We start from the raw sequence: 23,171 nt of genomic DNA on the forward strand, positions 1-23,171 counted from the left end.
GATTTTCTTCTCCGGCAACGCGGTCGCATTCGGCCCCGGCAACTTTTCTTTGCCGCCCGCATTTAAGTGTCCATTCTGAGGGAGATGCAATAATGACAATTTCAATCTCACAACCCGATTCCGATCACGAAACAGATGCTCCTTTTGCCAAAAAGGTTCTGACCGCGCGCAATCTCGCCGGATATACGGTCGAACAGCTTGCCGTGACCTGCGGCCTGACGACCAGCGAAATACGCGCGCTCGAAGACGGCACGGACAGCGATCCGCTGCGCATCAGACGCGTTGCCGCAGCTCTTCATATTCCTGTCGAAACCGTTATCTGATCCGCCTTAGCGATCATCAAAAATCTCAGCGCCGCCGGGGACGATGTTCCCGGGAACATCCGGGCGGCGCGCGTGGCCCGATGCCGCCAGTGCCTTCCGGAACATTTTCCGCGCCCCTCTCTTAACATTTTCGTTATCCGGCACCACATGGGGTTCACGAGCGACCATGTTGGCCGAGTGCGGCATGCGCCCCGCTTGTGCGAGAGCAGCAACAACCTCCGGAATCCTGCCATGACACTAAGTCTCGACACCGAAGAACGGGTTTCTTCAGCATTGGATGAATTGTGGCCAGCGGAAAAGACGGAAATTCTCGACTGGTTGATCACCGGCACCAAGGACGAACGCTTTATCGACGAAATATTCGTCGAGCTCTGCAACAGGCTGCGGGCGAGCGGAATTTCCGTGGCGCGGGGCGTGCTCGCTTTCCGCATTCGCCATCCGCAATGGCTTGGCGCGCGCATTCTGTGGAAAGCCGGCCTGTCCTCCGCCGAGATCGCCACCTATGGCTATGGGTCTGAAAATACGCCCGAATATCTGAACAGCCCTATCAACGACATTCATCAGGGCGCCACCGAAGTCCGCCACCGGCTGAACGGAGAGGACATCGATGAGCCCGGCTATACGATCTACGAAGACCTGCGGGCCGAGGGGCTGACGGATTATTGCGCCTGGCCGATCGAGCACACCTTCGGCAAGCGCCATGTCGCCAGCTTCTCCAGCGACCGGCCCGGCGGTTTTTCCGACAGCGAAATCCTCGCCTTGAAAAACCTGCTTCCGGCGCTGGCGCTCGTCAGCGAAATACGCCTGAAGAACCGCATGACGCGCACCCTTCTGGAGACCTATGTGGGGCCGCATGCGGGCGAAAAAATCCTCAATGGCGCCACCACGCGCGGCAGCGGCATGACGGTGGGTGCGGCGATCCTGATCTGCGACCTGCGCAATTTCACCCATATTTCCGACCTTTGGCCGCGTGACGATGTCATCGAGCTTCTCAACGGTTATTTCGACGCCATGTGCGATCCCATTGAGGAATTCGGCGGCGAAATCCTGAAATTCATGGGCGACGGGCTGCTGGCGATTTTCCCGCTCAGCGACCCGCAGGCCTGCGAAAACCTGCTGAAAGCCATCGCCAGCGCCCAGAAGAGCCTCGTCGCGCTGAATGAAATCAATTGCCGCAAGGGCCACGATCCCCTGGGTTATGGCATCGGCGTGCATGTCGGCGATGTCATGTATGGCAATATCGGCTCGAAAACCCGCCTCGATTTCACCGTCATCGGCCCCGCCGTCAATATCGCCTCGCGGCTGGAAACGCTGACCAAGGAGACCGGACGCAATGTGCTTTTCTCCGAGGAATTCGTGCGCATGGCCGGATATCAGGGAAAGCTGGAAAATCTCGGTCCATGGCTGCTGCGCGGCCTCGAAACCCCGGTCGAAGTATATGCCCTGCCCCACAATGCGGCCCTGACAGCTTCGGCTGATTGATTATCGCGAAGGGCTTTTAACGACACCGGCCATCCGCGCCGCATGACCTTCCCGAAGAGCGATTTCGGCCGTCTGGATCATCGTCAAAACGCTTGACACGTCTGCAATGTCGATCTAGCAAAATGGAACATATATTCCATATCGAAACATTGCTTGCATTCATATTCTGTCTTTCCGGGAGTGAGGGACGGGTGTGAGAAACCGGAGGAAAGATGGTTACGAAATTGGCACTGCTCGGCGCTGGACGGATCGGCAAGGTCCACGCCAAGGCGATCACCACCGACAGCCGTGCGCAGCTGGTGGCCGTTGTGGACGCCATGGCCGGTGCTGCGGAAGCAATCGCCCGCGAGGCGCAGTGCAAGGTCAGCACGATCGATGAGGTTCTGGCCGACGAGACGATCGATGCCGTTATCATCTGCACCCCGACCAACAAACATGCCGACCTGATCGAGCGTTTCGCCCGCGCTGGCAAGGCGATCTTCTGCGAAAAGCCCGTCGATCTCGATGTCGCCCGCGCGGAAGCCTGCGCCAAGGTGGTCGAGGAAACCGGAGCGAAGGTGATGCTCGGTTTCAACCGCCGTTTCGACCCGCATTTCCAGGCCGTTCACAAGGCAATCGACGATGGCCGCATCGGCAAGGTGGAAATGGTGACCATCACCAGCCGCGACCCCGGCCCGCCGCCGGCCGAATATATCAAGGTCTCCGGCGGCATTTTCCGCGACATGACCATTCATGATTTCGATATGGCCCGTTTCCTGCTCGGCGAGGAAGTGGAAAGCGTGTTTGCCACCGGTTCCGTCCTCGTCAATCCGGAGATCGGCGCGCTGGGTGATTTCGACAGCGCCAGCATCATCCTGACGACAAAAAGCGGCAGACAGGCGATCATTTCGAATTCCCGCCGCGCGACCTATGGTTACGACCAGCGCATCGAAGTGCACGGTTCGCTCGGTTCGGCCGCGGCCGAAAACCAGCGTCCTGTTTCCATCGAGATCGCCAATGCGGACGGCTACACCCGCCCGCCGCTGCATGATTTCTTCATGACGCGTTATACGGCCGCCTATGCCGCGGAAATCACCGCCTTTATCGACAGCATCGAAAACAATGCCGCGCCGTCGCCTTCCATCAAGGACGGTCTGATCGCGCTGAAACTGGCCGACGCCGCGCTGAAATCCGCGACCTCGAAGACGGCCGTGAAGCTCGGCTGAAGCCACAACCGGGACGCTGAGCGTCTTGCTGAACCTTCTGTCCGCCGCGCAATTGTTGACGGCGGACAGCCCTGCCTGTCCCAAAGCCCTCGGCAGCAGGCTCACATCATACTAGCTCTACGCCGACCTGCGGAGCGGCGTGCCCACCGCCCTCATTCCTGTGCTCGTCACAGGAATCCAGCCGACGCGCGTCTGCGCTGCGAGAAAAAACTCCTTTCAGCCCAATGACTTGGGCTGGCTGAATCCCTGTGACAGGCACAGGGATGAGGAGAGAATGCAGCAAAAGCATGCTCCAGCAATCGCCCCTTTAAAACGCAGCTTCCACACTTGCATGGCAGCTATTCGGAAAATAAGGTTGTCTGACAAGGTACGGCCGTAACATATGGCTGTTACCCACCTCATTCACCCCGAATACTCTTTTGCCGGCGGCAGTCGGATAGCGGTTTTTTCATGCCATCACCCAGGACCGGCTTTCTTTATGCGCTTGTCGCTTTCACGATCTTTGCGGCGCAGGATGGCATATCGAAACATCTGGGCAGCGCCTATCCGCCGGTTTTTATCGCCATGCTGCGATACTGGGCCTTTGCCGTCTTCGTTCTTTTGATGGCCGCAAGGTCGGCGGGCGGCATTCGGGGCGCCGTCATGGCCAACCGTCCCTGGCTGCAGATCGGCCGCGGCGTGCTTCTCGCCGTACAGATCGTCATTTCGATCTTCTCCTTCGCCGTCGTCGGGCTGGCGCACAGCCATTCCATCCTTGCCTCCGCACCGCTGATCGTTGCGGCGCTGTCCATGCCTTTGCTGGGAGAACATGTGGGCTGGCGGCGCTGGAGCGCCATTTTTGTCGGCTTCATCGGCGTTCTCGTCATCCTCAAGCCGGAGGGCGACGGTTTCGACAACCGGCTGATGATCACCTTCGTGGCCACCTTCATGCTGGCGCTCTACAGCGTCCTGACCCGCCTCGGCAGCAAAAGCGATTCGGCGATGACAAGCTTCTTCTACACCGGCGTGGCCGGTGCGGCGGCCCTGACGCTGGTCGGTCCGTTTTATTGGGTCAGCATCGAGCCGCAGGATTGGGGCTGGATGCTGGCGCTGTGCATTACCGGCATGAGCGGCCATTATTGCCTGATAAAGGCGTTCGAACTGGCGGATGCAGCCTCCGTGCAGCCCTTTTCCTATTATCAGCTGGTGCTCGTCTCCATCATCGGCGTCACCGTCTATGGCGAAGTGGTGACGTCCAACATGGTCATCGGTGCAGCGATCGTCATTGCCGCCGGCCTCTTCACCATCTGGCGCGAACATGTGGTTGCCCGCAAGAGCCGCCGGGAGACGAAATAGGCAGAAAACCCTAGACGAGAGCCGCCTCACACCGCAGCAGCATCCCGAACAAGTCACGCGGCTCATCCGGATCAGCCAGCAGATCGAGCTCCGTATAAAGCCCGGTGGATGGCAGCTTCGAGCGCACGTAACGCAGCGCCGAAAAATCTTCCGTCGCGAAGCCGACGCTGTCGAACAGTGTGATCTGCCGGTCGCTCGCCCGCCCCTGCTTTTCACCGGTTATGACCTGCCAAAGCTCGGTGACGGGATAATCCGCCGGCAATTGCTGGATTTCACCTTCAATGCGCGTCTGCGGCGGATATTCGACGAAAATATCCGACCGCAACAGGATGTCCCGATGCAACTCCGTCTTGCCGGGGCAATCGCCGCCAACGGCGTTGATGTGAATGCCGGGCCCGACCATGTTGTCGGTCAGTATCGTCGCATATTGCTTGTCGGCGGTGACGGTGGTGATGATATCCGCCCCTTCGACCGCTTCCTGTGCGCTTTCACAGATCTTGATGGCAAAACCCTGCCCGGCGAGATTGCGGGCGCATTTTTCGCTGGCGGACGGGTCGATATCGAATAGCCGCAGCGTGTCTATGCCAAGAATCGCCTTGAAGGCGCGCGCCTGGAATTCGCTCTGGGCGCCATTGCCGATGATGGCCATGCAGCGGGAATTCTTGCGGGCGAGAAATTTTGCGGCGACGGCGGAGGTGGCGGCGGTGCGCAGCGCCGTCAGGATGGTCATCTCGGTCAGAAGCAGCGGATAACCGTTACCGACATCGGAAAGCACGCCGAAAGCCGTTACCGTCTGGCGGCCTTCCTTCATGTTCTTCGGATGGCCGTTGACATATTTGAAGCCGTAAAGCGTGCCATCGCTGGTCGGCATCAGTTCAATGACGCCTTCCTTCGAATGCGAGGCGATGCGCGGCGTCTTGTCGAAGCTTTCCCAGCGGCGGAAATCCTCTTCCACCGCCTCGGCAAGCTCGCGCAGGAACGTATCGATGCCGACGCGCAGCACGAGTTTCATCATGTGATCGACGCTGACGAAGGGCACGATATTGAGGTTCGGTATCACGTTCATCGCATCATTCCTTTCAGCCGGCCCGTGTCGGGCGGTCCATGACCCGCTTGCCCATCAGGCTGGTGGCGAGATCCACCATCAGCGTCGCGGTTCTGCCGCGCTCGTCGAGAAACGGGTTAAGCTCCACCAGATCGAGACTGCAGACCAGCCCGCTATCATGCAGCATTTCCATGACCAGATGCGCCTCGCGGAACGTCGCACCGCCCGGAACCGTGGTGCCGACGGCCGGCGCGATGGACGGCTCGAGAAAATCGACATCGAGACTGACATGCAAAAGCCCGTTTGCCGCCTGAACCCGTGCCAGAAACGCCCGCAGCAGAACGGCGACGCCATGCTCGTCGATCGAGCGCATGTCGTGCACGGTGATGCCGCTCTTTTCCAGTGCGGCCCTTTCGGCCGGATCCACGCTGCGGATGCCGATCATGCCGATATTGTCTTCCGGAACCGCATGGGAAAGCGGCGGGAAATACCCGGCAAATCCCTCTCGCCCACTGAAATAGGCGACCGGCGTGCCGTGCAGATTGCCGCTGCGCGTCGTCTCAAGCGTATGATAATCGGTATGTGCATCGAGCCAGAGCACGAAAAACGGCCGGCCGGTCTCTGCCACCCGGCGCGCCATGCCGGCGACTGTCCCCGCGGAAATCGCATGGTCGCCTCCGAGAAAGATCGGCACGGCATCCGCGCTTTCACGATAGGCAGCCTCCGTCAGCGCCTCGGTCCAGGCCACGGTTTCAGACAGATGATGCACGGCGGGATTGGGATGATTAAATTCGCGGAAGGTCGCCGGCGTCACATTGCCGGTATCGACAACGCGATGCCCCAGTTCTTCAAGGGCACGAGCAAGCCCCGCGACGCGATAGGCGCTCGGCCCCATCTCGCATCCCAATTGCCCGGCCCCGATCTGCAGCGGCGCACCGATCAACCTGATTTCCATTCCCATCCTCGCTTTCCTGCCAACAAGACCAGTTCACCACAGTGATCTGGCGAAATGAACATGAAATATTGGCAATATTATCGAAATAAGCTATCGATCTGGTAAAATTGATTTACCGAATTGGTCATCATGGACAATCTCGACGAGCGGCTCATCACCCTTTTGCGACACAATGGCAGGCGCAGCATTTCCGATCTCGCAATTGAGACGGAAACCTCGCGTGCGACGGTGCGCTCACGCATCGAAAGAATGGAGAATGACGGCACCATCATCGGTTATACCGTCATTTTGCGCGCCGATGCGGTGGAGGCCGCGATCCGCGGCATCATGATGATCGAGATTGAAGGCCATGTGACGGACCGCGTCATCCGCACCCTTGGCGGTTTTCCGGAAATCTCTGAAATCCACAGCACCAACGGCCGCTGGGACCTGATCGTGGAACTCAACGCCGCCACGCTCAGCGATTTCGACGCGGTACTGCGCCGCATCCGCCTGGTGCCCGGCATCACCGGCAGCGAGACCAGCCTTTTGCTCTCCACCCCACGCTCCACCCGGGCACGGCTCTGAACCGGGGAGCAAAACGCAAAACAGGGATAAAACGCATTTTTCGATTTTTTCGACTTGCGCCCCGGAATAAATCATCTATATGACGACCCACCAAAGCGAACGCGCCACGCGCTTTAAAGCTTTTGGGGAATAGTTCAATGGTAGAACAGCGGACTCTGACTCCGTCGATCTTGGTTCGAATCCAGGTTCCCCAGCCAAATTTCTCCAAATAAAATCAGCTTCTTGAGTTTTGGATATCGCATGGCATCGCGACGTCCCGTGCCCAGCATCGTTCACCCGCGATAAACCACCGCTCCACCCGTCATACCTGCACCGGCGGCCGTCAAAAGCAGTGTTTCGCCTTCCCCGAAAGGCCTTTCGGCATTGGTGACGGAGAGCGAAAGCGGAATGGTGGCGGCGGAGGAATTGCCGAAGCTTTCTATGGTGCGAACCGTCTTTTGCCTGTCAATGCCGAGATTGCCACAGACGGCGTCGAACATGCGGGCATTGGCCTGATGGGGCACGAAACGGTCGATATCGGTTGCTGTCATTCCGGCTTGATGCAGCACCCGCTGCGAGGTCGCGGTCATCAGCGCCACGGCACGGGAGAATACTTCGCGGCCGTCACGCATCGTCATCAGCACCTCCTTAGTCGATGTATCGGCAGAGAATGGCTGGCTGCTGCCTCCCGCCGCTATCTGGATCAGATCGTAACCGTCGCCATCCGCAACGAGATCGGCTGACAAAAGCCCACGCTGCGCCTCGCGGCAGGGCTTGAGGACGACGGCGCCGGCGGCATCGGCGAACAGGACCGCGCTTGCCCTTTCCGCCGGATTGATACGGCGGCTCAATATATTGGCGGCAACGATGAGGACGGCGCGGCCGTGGGTGCGGACAAAGCCATCCGCAAGGGTAAGCGCATAAAGAAAGCCAGAACAGGCCCCGGCGAGATCGATCGCGCCGGATCGGGCAAGGCCCAGCCTGTGGGCGAGCAGCGGCGCCGAGGGCGGCAAGAGGTGATCCGGCGTGGAAGTCGCAAGCAGCGTCAGAGCAATGTCGTCGGAGCCGATTTCGGCGTCTTCCAGCGCCATGCGGCCGGCGCTCGCGGCAAGGCCGCTCAGAGTGTCGCCCTCTTGCGCCCAATAACGCGTGCGGATGCCGGTTCGCCGCTCGATCCAGCCGGCTTCCAGCCCGAGACTGGTCTCTATCTCGGCATTGTCGACGCATCGTGACGGAACGGCATGACCAAAACCGGCCATGCGGGAAGAACGGGTCTGCATTGTCAGGACTTTCGGAGACGGTTCTGGAACAGGTTGAACATGCCGCACCCCGTTTTCACGCGATGCCGAGCGCGCGCGATTTTAGCGAAGCGGTTTCGGTGACGATCCCGGCCACGTCATCAATGGCGTCAAAGGCGCTGGCCAGATCTTCCGCCGTCGAACAATAGGGCGGCATCAGGTAAAGCACATTGCCGAGCGGGCGGATGACGAACCCGCGCTCGCGGAACGATTGCCGCATGCGCGGCCCCGCCTCGGCGAGATACCCGCCGGCGGGCACCACGAGATCGAGGGCCGCGATGGTTCCCATCTGCCGGATGCCGGTGAAACGCCGGTCATCCGCAAACCGCCGGAGATTGTCACGCAGCACCTGTTCCAATTGCCCGATGCGTTGAAGCACGGGCTCATCCCGCCAGACCTGAAGATTGGCGACGGCCGCGGCGCAGGCAATCGGATTGGCCGTATAGGAACTGGAATGGAAAAAGGTCTTGCGACGATCCGTCGAAAAATGCGCGTCGAAAATCTCCGCACTGCACAGCGTTGCCGCCAGCGGCAGGGAGCCGCCGGTCAGGCCCTTGGAGATGCAGAGAATATCCGGTGAAATGCCGGCCTGTTCGCAGGCGAACATGGTTCCGGTTCTGCCCCAGCCCGTCATCACCTCGTCTGCAATAAAGAGGCAGCCATGGCGTTCGGCGATCTGTTTCAGCCCGGCCAGAACATCCGCGCCGTAAATCCTCATGCCGCCCGCCCCGAGCACCAGCGGCTCGACCAACAGGGCGGCGATGCGGCCTGAACGGCAGAAGTCTTCGAACATGTCCAGCGTGTGCTGTTCACCGCCCGCTTCCGGAAAAGCCAGCCGGCCAACGCCGAAGAGCAGCGGTTCGTAAGCGGCATTGAAGGCACCGCGCTCACCGGTCGACATGGTGCCGATAGTGTCGCCGTGATAGCCGTGCTCCATCACCACGATACGGTCGCGCTTTTCTCCGCGATTGTGGAAATATCCCAGCGCCATTTTCAGCGCCACCTCAACCGCCGTCGAGCCGCTATCGGAATAAAACACATGGCTTAGCCCAGCTGGCGCAAGCTCGATCAGCCCGCGCGCCAGCGTTTCGGCAGGTTCATGGGAGAACTCGGCGAAAATGACTTGATCGAAGGCCTCTGTCGCGGCGCGGATGGCCGCCATGATCGCCGGATGCCGGTGCCCGTGGGTGATGACCCACCAGGAGGAAATGGCGTCGAACAGGCGATCGCCGTCCTCATCGACGAGAAATGCGCCTTCCGCTGATACGACGCGTTTCATCGGCGGTTCCAGCCCATGCTGGGTGAAGGGATGCCAGACAGGGGAACGGCTCATGCCGGCGCCTCCAGAAAATCAGCGAGATTGAAGTGTCGGGCAAATGCCCGATGCAGCGCCTCTGATGTCATCTCCGGCAGGCGCGGCAGACGGCCGAGCAGGCGAATGGCGCCGATATTGGCGATGACGCGCTCATTTTCCCGGTTCTCATCGCCGATGAAGACCACGCCCTGCACGGGAATGGCGCGGTGCCGCAACGCCTCGAGCGAGAGCAGCGTGTGGTTGATGGTGCCAAGCGACGTTCTTGCGCACAGCACAAGCGGAATTTGCCAGCGGGCGAAGATATCGGCGAAGAGCACCGTGTCCGTCAGCGGCACCAGAAGCCCACCCGCGCCCTCGATCACCAGCGGTCCATCCGTTTGCGGCGGCAGCAGCAGCGTGGGGTCGATCGTTACATTTTCGAGGCGGGCCGACAGATGCGGCGAAGCCGGCATTTTCAGGCGATAGGCCTCCGGTAGGATGCGCCCGCGCGGCACGCCACCCAGCCGCTCCACCGTCTCACTGTCTGTTTCTTCCTCAAGCCCGGATTGCACGGGTTTCCAGTAACAAGCCTGCAGGGCATGGGTCAGCGCTGCGGAAAAAACCGTCTTGCCGATGCCCGTATCGGTGCCGGAGATGACGAAACGAGGGCTCATCTGCGCTCCTCCCCCAGCGAAAGGACAAGCAGCCCGATCATATCGGCGATCTGGCTCTCATCCACATTGAGCGTGATGGCGATACGCAGGCGCGCCGTGCCCTCCGGCACCGTCGGCGGGCGGATCGCGCGTACATCGAAACCGCCCTCCCGCAGATGTGCAGCGATACGAAGCGAACGGGCATTGTCACCGATCATCACTGGTAATATCTGGGAGCCGCTGGGCGCGACGCCGAGCCGGGCGCGAAGCTCTTCGCCGGCAAAATTTACCAGCTCCGCCAGCCGCAGGCGTCGCCATGGTTCACCGGCGACGATGCGCAGGGCTTCCCGCACCGCCGCCGCCATCAGCGGCGAAGGCGCAGTCGAATAGATGAAACCGCGGGCGCGGTTAACGAGGTAATCGGCAAGCACCGCCGGCAGGCTCAAAAGCGCGCCGGAAAGACCGAGCGCCTTGCCGCAGGTGTGCAATGCCACCACATTGCCCCTGCCTTCCAGCTCCGCGGCAAGGCCACGCCCGCCGGGGCCGAAAACACCGGTGGCATGGGCCTCATCGACGACAAGGAAGCCTCCGTGTTGCCCGGCAAGATCAGCCAGGGCCGAAAGGGGCGCTCGGTCGCCATCCATGGAATAAAGGCTTTCGATGGCGATCCACGGTCGGCCCCGGCCACCCTCCTGCCGCCAGCGGATAATTTCCCGTTCGAATGCCTCGATCTGATTATGCGGCACGGCAATCGCCTTCGCCTTGCCGGCCGCAATACCGTCATGGACGCTGGCATGGATCAGGGCGTCGTGAAGAACGAGGTCTTCCCGCAGCGGCAATGTGGAGAACAGCGCGACATTGGCGGCAAAACCGCTGCCGAAATAGATCGCTTTTTCCGCTCGGAAAAATGCCGCTGCTTCCGCTTCCAGCGCCTCATGTTCGCGGTGGTTGCCACGCAGCAGCCGCGAGCCGCCGGCCCCCACCGGCACGCCCCTTCCGATGGCGTCGGCAAATGCCGCCTTCAGCCGGGGTGAATCGGCAAGGCCAAGATAGTCATTGGAGGTGAAATCGATCCCCTGTTGAGGAGCGAGCGCGCGCAGCCGCGATTTGCGCTCCAGGCCTGCAAGCTTCGCCTCATAGGGAGAGAGGGCCGCGAGGGTCACCGGCACCCTCCCGCCTCCCCAGACTGCAATTCCGTGGACTGCAGTTCCATCGGCTTCAGGCCAAGACGGCGGAAAAGCGCCGTGTCGTGGTCCTCACCCGGATTATCCGCCGTCAGCAGGGTTTCGCCGATGAAGATGGAGTTGGCGCCGGCCAGGAAACAGAGCGCCTGCGTCTCATCGCTCATCTCCGTGCGCCCGGCCGAAAGCCGCACATGCGAACGCGGCATGAGGATGCGCGCCAGCGCGATGGTACGGACGAAATCGATCGGATCGACGGGATCGGCCTTGGCCAGCTTCGAGCCGGGGATCGGGATCAGCATGTTGATCGGCACGCTTTCCGGCGGCACCGGCAGGTTGGCAAGCGTCACCAGCATCGAGATCCGGTCTTCCACCGTTTCCCCCATACCAAGAATGCCGCCCGCGCAAACCTTGATGCCGGCATCACGGACATTGGCAAGCGTTTCCAGCCGGTCCTCGAAGGTGCGGGTGGTGATGATCTGCGAATAGAACCGCTCGGAAGTGTCGACGTTGTGGTTGTAGTAGTCGAGACCGGCATCGGCCAGCCGCTCGGATTGCTCCGGCGTCAGCATGCCGAGCGTCATGCAGGTTTCCATGCCGAGCGCCTTCACGCCCTCGACCATGGCCACCACGGCCTCCATGTCGCGCTCCTTGGGATTGCGCCAGGCGGCACCCATGCAATAACGCGTCGCGCCGCCTTCCTTCGCCTTGCGCGCCTCAGCCAGCACCCGCTCCACTTCCATGAGTTTGGAGGCCTTAAGGCCGGTGGGGTTGCGGGCGGACTGGCTGCAATAGCTGCAATCCTCCGGGCAGCCGCCTGTCTTGATGGATAAGAGCCGGCTCATCTGGATGGCATTGGGATCGAAATGACAGCGATGCACCTGTTGAGCGCGGAACAGAAGATCGTTAAAAGGTAAATTATAGATAATTTTGGCTTCTTCAAGCGACAAGTCATTGCCGAAACCCGCAATCGGAGCTGGATTTCTGTCGATTTGCGTGACTATCTGGTCCATCTGTCGATCTTTCCCTCAAAATAAATAGATAGAAGTTCTTTTTATCTATTTTTTTACGGCCGCTTTTTGCAAGCACTTTTTTCGAGAAAAATTTTCGGCAGGAGAGATGGCGACATATGCGAGGATCGGAATCGCCGGCTTTAACGCTGAAATTCATTGAATACGCACGCGCTCTCGGAAAAGATCGGGTCGGCCCATGGCGTGAAAAGTCCGCACTTGCTAAGGGTGAGGCATGATCACACTTCGTCCCTCCGAGAGCCACGACGCTTCCCGCATCCTCGAGATATGGAGCAAAGCAGTCGACGCCACCCACGGGTTCCTTCTGCCGGCGGATCGCGTCGCGATCGGGGAGGAAGTCGAAGCCTTTCTGCCGCAGGCGCCGCTCACGCTGGCGGTCGATGTTTCTGACCGCCCCCTCGGTTTCATGTTTCTGCATGAAGGGCACATGGAGGCGCTTTTCATCGATCCGGACCATCATGGTCAGGGCATCGGCAAGGTTCTGGTTCAGCGGGCGCTTGCGCTCCACCCCGCACTAACCACGGACGTCAACGAACAGAACGCCGGGGCCATTGGTTTTTACCGCCGGCTGGGATTCGAACCGACGGGACGCTCCGATCTCGACGGACAGGGGCGACCCTATCCGCTCGTTCATCTTCGATTTCGCGCAACGGAAAAATAGGCCGCCGGGATCGTCGGGGAGGATCAAGCCACGAACACCATAGTCCGCTTCGCAACCGACGATTTTCTGCCCGAACACCGCTTCGACCAATGGCGCGAAGTGCGCGGCAAAAGCCTGTTTGGCGTGACAATCGAGCTTGCGCGGGACCTTCGCCACAGCTTCAGGGGTTCGTTTCAGGCGCGCGCCGTCGCCGGCGCCGTGGTGACCGAGATGCGTGCTTCCTCTTACCGGGTGAACCGCACCGAAGCCGATATTGCCCGGATTGCCGGCGACAGCCTCTGCATTGGCCTGCAGGTCAGGGGCTCCGGCTTTCTGCATGCCGGTAAAAATCAGGTTCACGCGGTTGGCGGTGGCGATATCACCATCAACTATTCCGACTTGCCCTATGATGCGATACCGGGAAACGAGGCGGATTTTCACTACAGGATGCTGAAGATCCCCGTGGATTACGAGGTCATGCTCGGTCAGGCCACCGATGACCTGTTTGCGACGCGTTATGCGGAAAACAACAGTTTCTCCCTGCCCTTCCGGGCCCTCTTCAATGCGCTGAACGCCGACCCCGGCAGGCTCATCGATCCCGCCCGCGATGTCACCCATATCGCCCGGCTTGCCATGACGGCGCGCGGGCGGCTTTCGCCCGCCATGCCGGAGGTTCGCGCCGCGCTCAGGACCGGGCTCTGTTATGCAGCACAGGACATCATGATACGGAAGAAATCCCGGCAGAACCTCACCCCTGCCGCCGTCGCAAGGGAACTGGGCATTTCGCTTCGGCAATTGCATGTGGTTTTCGAGGGTGCCGAACTGTCGTTTTCCCGCACGCTCTCCTCCTTGCGGATCGAGGAGGCGAAACGGTTGCTGCTGGCATTCCCCGCCTTGCCGGTCACGCAGATCGCTTTTGGCTGCGGCTTTGACAGCCTCGCTACTTTCTACAGGGTATTTGTCGGCACCTATGGCATGACGCCCGGCGACGCCCGCGCTGCGGATATGCCGCCGGCTTAAAATTTCACCTCTGCGCGCAATGAGAAGACGCGCCATTTCAGCTCCTGTAAGGGCGATTGGATCATCCCATCCCGGAGCGCGGCCCATGACCAATTTTTTCGATTTTGCGATTTCCCGGTTGCCGACCGCGACAGCCGATTGCCGCAGGCCAGCGCCCGGCGAAATAGAGGCGATGCTGCAAAAAGAACCCTTCGCGGCGGCGCTGCGTCTGCTGGCGGGAAGTTTCATCGCCCTTTACGAAGGCTCGCCCGAGATGACCGCGCTTTTTGCGACACGCCAGAGCCGGCTTCTGTGTCACGCGCTTCTGGCGCTCTATTTTCAGAAATGTGGCGCCCCTGAAACAGGAGAGGGAGAAGCCGCGCTGACGCGGGAAGATTTCGGCCATCTGGCGCTTCGGCATGGGCTCGCCAGCCATAGTGTCGCTTATGCCTTCTTCAAGGAGGCGCTGAAACGCGGAATGACACGCCCGGCAGACCGGTCCAGCAACGGGCCGGGCAATGGGCCCGGCAAAGGGATCGTGCCTTCAGCCCCGGCGCTGGCGATGCTTGCGCAATGGTACGACGTGCATTTTCAGGCGCTGGATCTGCTGGATGAGGGCTTCAGGGCATCACGTTTCATCAAGCGGTCGGAGGCCCTGCTTCCCCATATCCACCCCCGCGTATCGCAGGCGTTTCTGTCGCATCCGGAGGTGCGCTGCCCCGGCCCGCTTTCCATCATCTTCAACTGGTTCGATGCCGGCGGACTGCTGATGGACCGCCTTATCGCCGGCATCGACTGGGAAAGGCCGACCGAACAGGGCAGGCGCCTGACCGATGTGGAAACCGTGACGCAGCTGGCGACATCTCTTTCCCTGTCGCGTATCCACATCGGCCGCAAGCTTGCGGCGGCCGAACTGATCGGCGGCATCGGCTGGAGCGGACGACGCGGCCGCTCCGCGCTCTGGATTTCGCAGGGTTTTTACGAGGAATATGCCCGCATGCAGGCTCGCAAGCTCCTTATTCTCGATGAAGCCTTCATCGACTTCGCGTGAGGTGCGGGCAGGCTGCAGACCCTGCGATTCCGCTTGCCGGCCTCGCTCCGCGTGAATGCGGCATAACGGCTTTCGTCGATGGTTATGAGGGATATCCATTGACAAATCACAGGACTACAGCTTTTCTACGCAACATGCGTGAGATGTTGCGAGCATCGAAATTGCTGGCCCTGTTGTTTAGACTGGTGATGATACTGTCACTGGCTGGCTATAGTGTTTCCACCGTCAATGCCGCAATGCATCCTGCCAAAGCCGGTGGAATGCAGCACGACCAGTCCGCCATGATGGATCACGGCGCGACGATGGACCATGGCGCCTCAGCCATGATGTCCGACAGTCACGATCATAACGATATGGCCGAACAGGACGGCGGCGTAAAAAAGCCCGTCAAGCCGCAATGCTGCGGCGATTTCTGTCTCGGCATGGCGGTTCTGATCAGCCACGACACCATTGGCAGCCCCGTCGTCAACAGCATCCGTTCCTTCCTCGACGACAGCAAGGCGCTGGGCCAGACCCCGCTCCTTCACCGCCCCCCGAATATCTGAACAGGCAAAGCCCGCCTTTGGGCAATGACCGTGCGTGAGCGGCTTTAGCGCCGCCGCGCCGTTGCATCTCCTATTCGGAAAATACCCATGAACCCAATTTACATTGTGGTTGCGGCGCCCCTGCTTCTGGGCGGCTGCACAGCCACATCCATGATGAACGACGCCGCCTCCTATGACGACGCGGCAAACCCTTCGCTCGGCGCGGCCCCCATCCGCTATCAGACCCCGGTCGCGGGTTACACGCACCGCGCGCCGGTGGACCCGAAGCCCTGGCGTAACCAGAACGATGCGCAGGCTCCGAAAGGAGACGCATCATGACGATACTTACCTTCAAACTCGGAGCGAAAATCGCGACCACCCTTTGCCTGCCGTTTCTTCTCGGCGGCTGTGTCACGGCCGCCCAATATGCGTCGCGTGAAGCCGGTTTCGCCAATGTTTCGGCCAGGACATCCGAGGCGACAGGCAAGCAGGCGGTCTGGGTGCAGAACCGGGCCGAGGCGCAGGCGACGCAGGCCCGCGTCAAATCGCTGATGGCCGCCGGCAAAAGTCTCGATGTCGAGACGGCGGTGCAGGTTGCGCTCCTGAACAACAAGGGCCTTCAGGCAGCCTATGCCGATCTCGGCGAATCCGCCGCCACCGCATGGCAATCGACCATGCTGGTCAATCCGCGGGTCGGCATCGGGCTGACGGGGATCGGCACCCCGGGGCTCAGGGCCTATCAGGCGATCGAGGGTGTCGTAGTCACCAATATTCTGGCGCTGGCTACCCTCAAGAAAAATGTCGAGATCGCCGATACCGGCTTCCGCAAAGCGCAGTTAGGCGCCGCGCTGAAGACGCTGCAACTGGCGGCCGATACCCGCCGCGCCTGGATTACCGCGGTGGCGGCATGGGAAAATGTCGGCCAGCTGGCGCAGGCACAGACCGCGGCGGATGCCGCCTCCGAACTTGCCGTGAAACTCGGCGAGGCGGGTTCGCTCAACAAGGAGGGCCAGGCCCGCGAACAGGTGTTTTACGCCGAGTTGACCGGCCAGATTGCCCGAGCGCGGCTTGAGGCCCGTCTTGCCAAGGAGGAACTGACCCGGCTGATGGGACTGTGGGGAGCGGATATCGAATACACCATTCCCAACCGCCTGCCCCCGCTTCCGAAAGCGCTTACCAAACGGGACATGATCGAGGCCGAGGCGCTGCAGCGCCGCGTGGATCTGCAGATGGCAAAGCTCGATCTGGAAGCGACCGCCCGGTCGTTCAAGCTCACGGAAGCCACCCGATACGTGACCGATCTCGAAATCCGTTCCGGCTTCGAGACCGAGCGCGAGCTGGAAGACGGCGAAATCCACAAGCAGACCACCGGCAATGCCGAGCTGGAATTCGTCATTCCGATCTTCGATTCCGGTCAGGCGCGCATGCGGGAATCCGAACTTGCCTATATGCGCGCGGCGAACCTGCTGGCGGAAAAAGCGGTCAATGTCCGCTCGGAAGCCCGCTCCGCCTATCAGGCCTATCGCTCGAACTATGACATCGCCAGGCATTACCGCAACAGCGTGGTGCCGCTGCGCACCAAAATCGAGGAGCAGTCGCTGCTGACCTATAACGGCATGATCACCAACACCTTCGAGCTTCTGGCCGACAGCCGGGAAAAGGTCAATTCAAGCCTGCTCGCCATCAATGCGAAACGTGACTTCTGGCTCGCCGAGGCCAGCCTCGCTCCCGCCATTTACGGCGGCGGCACGGGTGCTGCGGCGGGCGCGGAGACCGAGGTTGCCGCCGCTGGCGGCGGCGGTGGCGGACACTGAGAAAGGAAACGACCATGTTTAACAGAAGAAACTTTCTGGGTGTCGGCGCCGCAATGGTCTCCTCGGCGGCCTGGGCGAAAACATCCAACACCGGCCTGCCGGAAGCGGCCGTGATGGAAACGGCTGCGACCCAGGCCCCGGTCAAGCCCACCACCGGCCCGGATTACAACCCCGTCGTCACCCTCAACGGCTGGACCCTGCCCTTCCGGATGAACAACGGCGTCAAAGAGTTCCACCTTGTCGCCGAGCCGGTGGAGCGCGAAATGGCGGAGGGCATGACCGCTCGCCTCTGGGGCTATAACGGCCAGTCGCCCGGTCCGACCATCGAGGCCGTCGAAGGCGACCGGGTGCGTATTTTCGTCACCAACAAGCTGCCGGAACATACGACGATCCACTGGCACGGCATGATCCTGCCGTCCGGCATGGATGGTGTGGGCGGGTTGTCGCAGCCGCATATCCCGGTTGGCAAAACCTTCGTCTACGAGTTCGATCTCGTGAAATCCGGCACCTTCATGTACCACCCGCATTCGGACGAGATGGTGCAGATGGCGATGGGCATGATGGGCTTCTTCGTGATCCATCCGAAGGACCCGGCCTTCATGCCGGTGGACCGCGATTTCGTGTTCCTCATCAATGCCTTCGACATCGATCCCGGTTCCTATGTGCCGAAGATCATGACCATGACCGACTTCAATCTGTGGTCATGGAACAGCCGGGTGTTTCCGGGCATCGATCCGCTGGTGGTTTCCAAGGACGACCGGGTGCGCGTGCGCGTCGGCAACCTCACCATGACCAACCATCCGATCCACATGCACGGTTACGATTTCGAGGTGACCTGCACGGACGGCGGCTGGGTGCGGCCCGAGGCGCGCTGGCCGGAGGTGAGCATCGATATCCCCGTGGGTGCGATGCGGGCCTATGAATTCGACGCCAAATATGTCGGCGACTGGGCAATCCATTGCCACAAGTCGCACCATACGATGAATGCGATGGGACATGACGTCCCGACCTTCATCGGCGTCGACAAGAAGAGCGTCGCAGAGAAAATCCGCAAGGTGCGGCCGGAATATATGCCGATGGGCACCGCCGGCATGGCCGATATGGGCGCGATGGAAATGGAAATCCCTGAGAATACCGTACCCATGATGACGGGTTGGGGTCCGCACGGCCCCATCGAGATGGGCGGCATGTTCTCCGTGGTGAAGGTCCGCGAAGGCATCTCCGCAGGCGATTACTCAGATCCCGGCTGGTACGAAAACCCGCCCGGAACCCAGGCCTGGGAATGGACCGGCGAGTTGCCGGATACGACCAAGACCAATGACCCCAGAACGCAGATCACGCCGAAACCGATGAAACACGGCTGATCGCGCAGACCCCAACCCCCACAAGAACCCCACCAAAATCAAGGAAACATGGAATGACCAAACTGAAAATTGCACTGCTTCTCACCGCTCTCGCCACGCCCGCCCTTGCGTCCGGCACTCACGGCGGCGGCCATGAAGCGATGGCGATCGGCGAACCGGGCGACAAGGCCAAGGTGACCCAGACCATTCAGGTGACGATGAAGGAAACGCCGGACGGCAAGATGCTCTTCACCCCCGCCAAGTTCGACTTCAAGAAGGGCAAGACAGTCCGCTTTGTCGTGAAGAACGTCGGCGAACTGGACCATGAATTCATTCTCGACGAACAGAAGGCCAATCTGGAGCACAAGGCCGCCATGGAGAAGGCTCCGGAGATGGAGCACGACAATCCGAACGCGATCAGCCTCGCGCCCGGCGAAAGCGGCGAAATCATCTGGAAATTCACCAATGACGGCATGTTCGAATTCGCCTGCCTGAAACCCGGACATTACGAGGCCGGCATGCGCGGCGATCTCAAAGTTTCTGCAAAGTAACCCGGCAACAAAGGAATCCGACCATGAAGACCATCGTTAAAATCACCGTTGCAGCAGCACTCCTGCTCACCGCTCCCCTCAGTGCATTCGCAGAGGAATTCACCAAGGGAACGGTAAAGAAGGTCGATGCCGCGGCCAAGAAGGTCACCATCATCCATGAAGAACTGAAGAACCTCGACATGCCGGCCATGACGATGGTGTTCCGCGTCAAGGACGATGCGATCCTCGCCAAGCTCAAGGAAGGCGCCAATATCGAGTTCGTCGCCGAACGCGCCGACGGCAAGCTGGTCGTCGCCCAGGTGAAATAAGGCCATCTGGCCACTCCGCAAGAAACAGCACGGGCAGCGGTTTTCCGCTGCCCTTTTTGATATTGGGCGGATGTGATTCCCCTCAGCCTTATTGTCCCGCAAATGGCCTTGTTTCCGCGGCGGGCCGCGCCCCTTCGGCCTTGCGCGAGAAGGCGGCGTCTATCGCCTGCCGGTTGTTCATGAACGGCCGCTGTAGGAGAAGAAACACCGCGAGCATCAAGGGCCATGCAATCAGGACATCGGAGAGGAAGTGAGCGCCCATTGCGACCCTGTTCAGGGAGACAATCACGATGAATGGCGCCAGTATCGCGATGCCGATCAGGCGAAATTTCTCTGGCAGGAGAATGGTGAAGGCAAGAAGAGCGGCTGCGGAAGCGCTTTCACCGGAAGGAAAAGAGCAATTTCGGGCGCAGCCACCGTCAAGGGAAAGAACCGGTGTAAACAACAGGTCTCCCCCGAACTCGCCGAGATGGCGAGGTCTTGCCCTGCCAAACGCGTTTTTCAGTATATGAACCGTGGCACCCGGGCCCAGAGCAAAAAAGACGGCAATAAGCAGCAGCTTGTGCGGTGGTAAAACCCGAGGCAGTGCGCCCGAAAATGGCATGAGGACAAGCATGCACACCAGCCCCGACAACAAAACCGGCGGAAGCATGCGGTTCAGATCTCGGACGGAAACCAGGAACTCATCCTCGCCAAGGTGGAAACGGTCCGTCCAGAATTGCCGGCTCACCTCAAGATCGATATCCGACCTGAGCGTGAAGACAATCATCATCGCAAGAGCGACCAGAAGAGCCAGCAGGAAGGAACTGCCGGCGGCACGCGAAAAAGCCTGACAGGCGACATGGATGGCGCCTGCGCGAAATTTCGACCTCCGGGTCCAATTCAGCTTTTTCCTGTCGGTTTTACTGGCGAGAGGCTGGTGCATGGCCAGTTCTCTTCCGCAGAAATGTCAAGGCTTTGCGGAGAAAGAGACAAGACTGCGAGGAAAGCGGCACCGATAGTGTTTATTCGGGGATGGAGGCTCTTGCCCGATGTTTCGCATCCGCTTAGCGTCCCGGCGTTACCACGGTTTACAGAAGCAGATTTGCGGATCGAGTATGGACAAAGGGCTTATTCTGATCGTCGAAGACGACCCCGATATTATTCAGATTCTGGACGCCTATCTCATTCGCGAAGGGTACAGAACCGTCAGGGCGAGCGACGGAGAAATAGCGCTGACGCATTTCTCCATGTTGAGACCGGATCTGGTTCTGCTCGACATTCGCCTGCCGAAGTTCGATGGCATCGAGGTGTTGAACCGCATCCGGCGGGAACGGGATACACCTGTCATCATGGTCACCTCCCTTGCGGAGGATATGGACAAGCTGACCGGCCTTCGCCTTGGCGCTGACGATTACATCGTCAAACCTTTCAATCCCCACGAATTGATCGCGCGGGTGAATGCCGTGCTGAAACGCACGCGACAGCCGGCCGCCGGTGGGGTCTTGCGCTTCGGGGCCATCGAAGTGGACACCGAAGCCTATGTCGCGGCCGTTTGCGGCGATGGGGGACGGACCGTTCTACCCCTGACGCTGAGCGAGTTCAGGATACTCGCCCATATGACGCGCCGCCCCACCCACGCCTTTCAGCGCGCCGATATTCTGGATGCCTGCCTGCCGGAAAGCGATGCGCTGGCGCGCACCATCGACACGCACATCGCCAATCTGCGCAAGAAACTGGCGGATCATGGCGCCTGCGGTTATCTGGTCTCGGTGCGCAGCGTCGGTTATCGGCTGGCCGGGGAGCATAAACCATGAAACTCTGGCGACTGCGCCTGCGCACGATGACGGCGATCACGATCACCACGATGCTCATCTTTGCCGTCGCGTTGGTCTATTTCGGCGTTTCCTGGTATGCGGACAATATTGAAGAACGCATCATCGCCCAGCTGTCGCCCGATGCCTCCAGGGCCTTCTCGGATATCGACCGGGGCGTGATGCCGGATCAGCGCCAGCTTCAGGCCCTTATCGAGGTTTTGCCGGGCCTGGAGGATGAGGCGGATAACGAGCTTATCAAATCGGTATTCCTCTTCGGATTGCTCGCTGTCCTTCTGTGCAGCCTGCTCGGTTATTTCATCTCCCGGCGCATTGCGGCACCTCTCGGCGAACTCGCAGACGCTGCGCGGCGCATGGCGACCGGCGATTTCAGCGGAGGTGCAAAGATCAAGGCGAACCCCATCGCCGAAGTCGCATTTCTGGTCGACAGTTTCGAGAGTCTGACGCGGGAACTTCAGATGATGGAGCGCCGGCTGAAGTTCAACACGATGGCGGTGGCCCATGAATTGCGCACACCGCTGACGATCCTCCAGGGCCGTTTGCACGGCATCGCGGATGATGTCTTTCCCCTCGACAAGCAAGCCATTCGCCACCTCATCGTCCATGTGGAGGGGCTGGCGCGTCTTGTCGATGATTTGCGCACACTTTCCCTGGCGGAAACCAACAGCCTCGTCAAAGACACCGAGCCACTTGATCTTGCCGCCGAATGCGCGGCGGTGGCGGAAGCGGCGCGGCCACTGATGGATGAGGCCGGCATCGATATCGATATGTCGCTGGAGCCCGCATCCATTTGCGGCGACCGCCAACGCCTTCGGCAGCTATTGCTGATCCTGATGGACAATGTGCGCCGCTATGCGGCGAGCGGCAAATTTCTGAGCTGTTCGACCGGGCTTCAGGACGGGCGGCCCTTCGTTACGATCGAGGATAAGGGGCCGGGCTTTCCCCCCGGCGTCGAGGCACACGGTATCGAACTCTTCTGGCGGATGGAACCGTCGCGCGCGCGCAAAACCGGTGGCACGGGCCTCGGCCTTTCGATTGCCCGTGCAATCGCTCGGGCGCATGACAGCGATCTGCAGATAAAGACACGACCGGACGGCGGAGCCATCGTGACGGTTGTCTTTGGGAAAACCTCCTGAAATCTCCCGGCCAACCGTCTCTTTGCGGTTGCTTGTTTTGCGCTGAGGCAACAAACCGGTCTTCACGTAGGGCAGGCCGTTTCTCGACAGAATCTTGACAATTCTGGCGCATGCCCCGGCTGAACGCCATGTTCTGCCGGAAGCCCATTTATGTCGCGCATTCAAGATGTTGCCGTTCTGGCAGAGAAACTCCCGGTCACGGATGATGTGGCCCAGACGGTTTCGGAAACACCCCGTTTTTTGTTGCTCTGGAGAATTATGACCTTTCCCCGGCGCGCCTACTGGAAGCGGGCGGTCCTTTTCTGGCTGCGTTTTGCGGCCAATCCATTGGTCACCTTTCGGTGGTGGCGGTTTCTGGCGGATTTTTCAGCAGAGCGAAAATTGCCGCTCCCGCATGACGACCTTCTCCAGAAACCCCTGTCGAAACTGCTCATCAATAAAGTTTCCCGGAAGAGACGGCTGGTTTTTCTCATGGATAATTTCGCAATTGCGGACCGGCATTTTTCCAGGAGCGTCATGGCCGGGCTGTGGGCACTACTGTCCGGTTTAAATTTGCGGCCATTGGAAGGCCATCTGGATTTGGTTTCTGGGTTTGTCTGGTGGCGGGTCGAGAAGCCGATCGGTGCGTCGCCGGTGCATGAGG

At 60.3% G+C, this 23,171-nt stretch carries 24 protein-coding genes, 1 tRNA gene and 1 pseudogene; 18 read left to right on the forward strand and 8 right to left on the reverse strand.

Annotated elements, in window-relative coordinates:
- The first annotated feature begins 92 nt into the window (after window positions 1-92).
- The 4 genes from PH605_RS22280 to PH605_RS22295 all read left to right on the forward strand — a co-directional run bounded on the left by PH605_RS22280 (window position 93) and on the right by PH605_RS22295 (window position 4,345).
- Window positions 93-323, forward strand: a complete 231-nt coding sequence (locus PH605_RS22280; RefSeq protein WP_003522093.1) for a helix-turn-helix domain-containing protein — start codon at window positions 93-95, stop codon at window positions 321-323.
- 231 nt (window positions 324-554) lie between these two features.
- A complete protein-coding gene (locus tag PH605_RS22285) occupies window positions 555-1,805 on the forward strand; it encodes an adenylate/guanylate cyclase domain-containing protein (protein ID WP_078053687.1) in 1,251 nt (416 codons plus the stop codon).
- A 212-nt stretch (window positions 1,806-2,017) separates the two neighbouring features.
- Entirely contained in the window at window positions 2,018-3,010 is a 993-nt protein-coding gene (gene iolG / locus PH605_RS22290) for an inositol 2-dehydrogenase (protein ID WP_142846135.1), read from the forward strand.
- Between the two features lie 450 nt (window positions 3,011-3,460).
- Window positions 3,461-4,345, forward strand: coding sequence for a DMT family transporter (locus PH605_RS22295; protein WP_059755971.1), 885 nt, complete (start codon window positions 3,461-3,463; stop codon window positions 4,343-4,345).
- Between the two features lie 10 nt (window positions 4,346-4,355).
- On the opposite strand, the gene PH605_RS22300 is transcribed toward PH605_RS22295, so the two are convergent.
- Both PH605_RS22300 and rocF read right to left on the reverse strand, forming a co-directional pair.
- Window positions 4,356-5,411, reverse strand: a complete 1,056-nt coding sequence (locus PH605_RS22300) for an ornithine cyclodeaminase (protein ID WP_142846136.1) — start codon at window positions 5,409-5,411, stop codon at window positions 4,356-4,358.
- 13 nt (window positions 5,412-5,424) lie between these two features.
- Entirely contained in the window at window positions 5,425-6,345 is a 921-nt protein-coding gene (gene rocF, locus PH605_RS22305) for an arginase (RefSeq protein WP_142846138.1), read from the reverse strand.
- 129 nt (window positions 6,346-6,474) lie between these two features.
- Here rocF and PH605_RS22310 point away from each other — a divergent pair, with 129 nt between their 5' ends.
- Together PH605_RS22310 and PH605_RS22315 are read left to right on the forward strand one after the other, a co-directional pair.
- Window positions 6,475-6,912 (forward strand): Lrp/AsnC family transcriptional regulator, encoded by a 438-nt coding sequence (locus PH605_RS22310; protein ID WP_003508428.1) that lies wholly within the window; start codon window positions 6,475-6,477, stop codon window positions 6,910-6,912.
- Window positions 6,913-7,035: 123 nt separating this feature from the next.
- A tRNA-Gln gene (locus PH605_RS22315) sits at window positions 7,036-7,109 on the forward strand.
- Window positions 7,110-7,184: 75 nt separating this feature from the next.
- On the opposite strand, the gene PH605_RS22320 is transcribed toward PH605_RS22315, so the two are convergent.
- From PH605_RS22320 to bioB, 5 genes are read right to left on the reverse strand one after another with little or no spacing between them, the layout of a single operon-like run.
- Window positions 7,185-8,171, reverse strand: a complete 987-nt coding sequence (locus PH605_RS22320; RefSeq protein ID WP_142846140.1) for a beta-ketoacyl-ACP synthase III — start codon at window positions 8,169-8,171, stop codon at window positions 7,185-7,187.
- A gap of 55 nt (window positions 8,172-8,226) precedes the next feature.
- Window positions 8,227-9,522, reverse strand: a complete 1,296-nt coding sequence (locus tag PH605_RS22325; RefSeq protein ID WP_142846142.1) for an adenosylmethionine--8-amino-7-oxononanoate transaminase — start codon at window positions 9,520-9,522, stop codon at window positions 8,227-8,229.
- Window positions 9,519-10,157 (reverse strand): dethiobiotin synthase, encoded by a 639-nt coding sequence (bioD, locus tag PH605_RS22330; protein ID WP_142846144.1) that lies wholly within the window; start codon window positions 10,155-10,157, stop codon window positions 9,519-9,521. Before bioD ends, PH605_RS22325 begins: the two co-directional genes overlap by 4 nt.
- Window positions 10,154-11,299, reverse strand: a complete 1,146-nt coding sequence (locus tag PH605_RS22335; RefSeq protein ID WP_142846146.1) for an 8-amino-7-oxononanoate synthase — start codon at window positions 11,297-11,299, stop codon at window positions 10,154-10,156. The genes bioD and PH605_RS22335 overlap by 4 nt, the downstream gene beginning before the upstream one ends.
- Window positions 11,296-12,330, reverse strand: a complete 1,035-nt coding sequence (bioB, locus tag PH605_RS22340) for a biotin synthase BioB (protein ID WP_142846148.1) — start codon at window positions 12,328-12,330, stop codon at window positions 11,296-11,298. Before bioB ends, PH605_RS22335 begins: the two co-directional genes overlap by 4 nt.
- Window positions 12,331-12,562: 232 nt before the next feature.
- Here bioB and PH605_RS22345 point away from each other — a divergent pair, with 232 nt between their 5' ends.
- From PH605_RS22345 to PH605_RS22385, 9 genes are all read left to right on the forward strand, one after another.
- A complete protein-coding gene (locus PH605_RS22345; protein WP_142846150.1) occupies window positions 12,563-13,009 on the forward strand; it encodes an acetyltransferase in 447 nt (148 codons plus the stop codon).
- Window positions 13,010-13,108: 99 nt separating this feature from the next.
- Window positions 13,109-14,008, forward strand: coding sequence for an AraC family transcriptional regulator (locus PH605_RS22350; RefSeq protein ID WP_161987987.1), 900 nt, complete (start codon window positions 13,109-13,111; stop codon window positions 14,006-14,008).
- An 85-nt stretch (window positions 14,009-14,093) separates the two neighbouring features.
- The gene (locus tag PH605_RS22355; protein WP_142846152.1) at window positions 14,094-15,038 is read left to right on the forward strand and encodes a hypothetical protein; all 945 of its coding nucleotides are present in this window, start codon (window positions 14,094-14,096) and stop codon (window positions 15,036-15,038) included.
- A gap of 134 nt (window positions 15,039-15,172) precedes the next feature.
- On the forward strand, window positions 15,173-15,583 hold the full coding sequence (locus tag PH605_RS22360; protein WP_142846168.1) for a hypothetical protein: 411 nt from the start codon (window positions 15,173-15,175) through the stop codon (window positions 15,581-15,583).
- Between the two features lie 87 nt (window positions 15,584-15,670).
- A complete protein-coding gene (locus PH605_RS22365; protein ID WP_003522077.1) occupies window positions 15,671-15,901 on the forward strand; it encodes a hypothetical protein in 231 nt (76 codons plus the stop codon).
- The gene (locus PH605_RS22370; protein ID WP_142846154.1) at window positions 15,898-17,376 is read left to right on the forward strand and encodes a TolC family protein; all 1,479 of its coding nucleotides are present in this window, start codon (window positions 15,898-15,900) and stop codon (window positions 17,374-17,376) included. Before PH605_RS22365 ends, PH605_RS22370 begins: the two co-directional genes overlap by 4 nt.
- 14 nt (window positions 17,377-17,390) lie before the next feature.
- On the forward strand, window positions 17,391-18,740 hold the full coding sequence (locus PH605_RS22375) for a multicopper oxidase family protein (protein WP_125146138.1): 1,350 nt from the start codon (window positions 17,391-17,393) through the stop codon (window positions 18,738-18,740).
- A 53-nt stretch (window positions 18,741-18,793) separates the two neighbouring features.
- Window positions 18,794-19,270, forward strand: a complete 477-nt coding sequence (locus tag PH605_RS22380; protein WP_142846156.1) for a cupredoxin domain-containing protein — start codon at window positions 18,794-18,796, stop codon at window positions 19,268-19,270.
- Window positions 19,271-19,293: 23 nt separating this feature from the next.
- Complete coding sequence (locus tag PH605_RS22385) at window positions 19,294-19,578, forward strand: copper-binding protein (protein ID WP_003522073.1); 285 nt, start codon at window positions 19,294-19,296, stop codon at window positions 19,576-19,578.
- 88 nt (window positions 19,579-19,666) lie between these two features.
- Here PH605_RS22385 and PH605_RS22390 read toward each other — a convergent pair whose 3' ends face one another.
- On the reverse strand, window positions 19,667-20,503 hold the full coding sequence (locus PH605_RS22390) for a phosphatase PAP2 family protein (RefSeq protein ID WP_142846158.1): 837 nt from the start codon (window positions 20,501-20,503) through the stop codon (window positions 19,667-19,669).
- A 172-nt stretch (window positions 20,504-20,675) separates the two neighbouring features.
- Here PH605_RS22390 and PH605_RS22395 point away from each other — a divergent pair, with 172 nt between their 5' ends.
- The 3 genes and pseudogenes from PH605_RS22395 to PH605_RS22405 all read left to right on the forward strand — a co-directional run.
- Window positions 20,676-21,374 (forward strand): response regulator, encoded by a 699-nt coding sequence (locus PH605_RS22395; RefSeq protein ID WP_065657442.1) that lies wholly within the window; start codon window positions 20,676-20,678, stop codon window positions 21,372-21,374.
- On the forward strand, window positions 21,371-22,528 hold the full coding sequence (locus tag PH605_RS22400) for an ATP-binding protein (protein WP_142846160.1): 1,158 nt from the start codon (window positions 21,371-21,373) through the stop codon (window positions 22,526-22,528). Before PH605_RS22395 ends, PH605_RS22400 begins: the two co-directional genes overlap by 4 nt.
- Window positions 22,529-22,678: 150 nt before the next feature.
- Window positions 22,679-23,171 (forward strand): annotated as a pseudogene (locus tag PH605_RS22405) (DUF535 family protein); the annotation flags it as partial.

The sequence above is a fragment of the Agrobacterium sp. CFBP 3001 genome (assembly GCF_027871605.1).
Classification (GTDB): Bacteria; Pseudomonadota; Alphaproteobacteria; order Rhizobiales; family Rhizobiaceae; genus Agrobacterium; species Agrobacterium leguminum.